This is a genomic window from Colwellia ponticola (assembly GCF_005885605.1).
Lineage (GTDB): Bacteria > Pseudomonadota > Gammaproteobacteria > Enterobacterales > Alteromonadaceae > Colwellia > Colwellia ponticola.
Map to the genome: position 1 here is coordinate 1 of NZ_SZVP01000143.1, position 442 is coordinate 442.

Here is a 442-nt window from a genome sequence, read left to right on the forward strand (position 1 = left end):
CCCAGGAGATCACCACCTACGTCACCGACCTGAAAACCGTGGAAGTGATCAGCAAAGGCACCGACCCGATAGCGTTTGCCAAGGAGATCACTGCCGATGTCTTCAACTGACGCAACCGTCCTCAACCCGCCTGTGGCGCTCAAGCTCGGGTGGCAAGGCGCGGCGGTGGTGACTGCCTGGGTGGCCGTCGCGCTGCTGATCAGTTACTGGCCCAACGCGGTGCGCAACTGGCCGATGACCCAGGGCCTGGCCAACCTCTGCTTGGGCGTGGCGGCGTTGTTTATTGTGCTGAGCCTGCTGGGGCGCAGGCTGTCGACACTCGCGCTGCGCTTGCGCACGGCCGCGCCCTGGCTGATCGCCTTGCCGGTGCTGCTGGGCCTCTGGGAATTGCTCACCGCCAAGCTTGCGCTGTTGCCGGTGCCGTTCTTCGCACCACCCCAAG

General features: G+C 64.9%; 1 protein-coding gene. It reads left to right on the forward strand.

All coding sequences use genetic code 11. From position 1 onward, the window contains the following. Positions 1-96: 96 nt before the first annotated feature. Positions 97-442, forward strand: a 346-nt coding sequence (locus FCS21_RS16260) for a hypothetical protein (RefSeq protein WP_222927999.1), incomplete at its 3' end; no start/stop codon positions are given.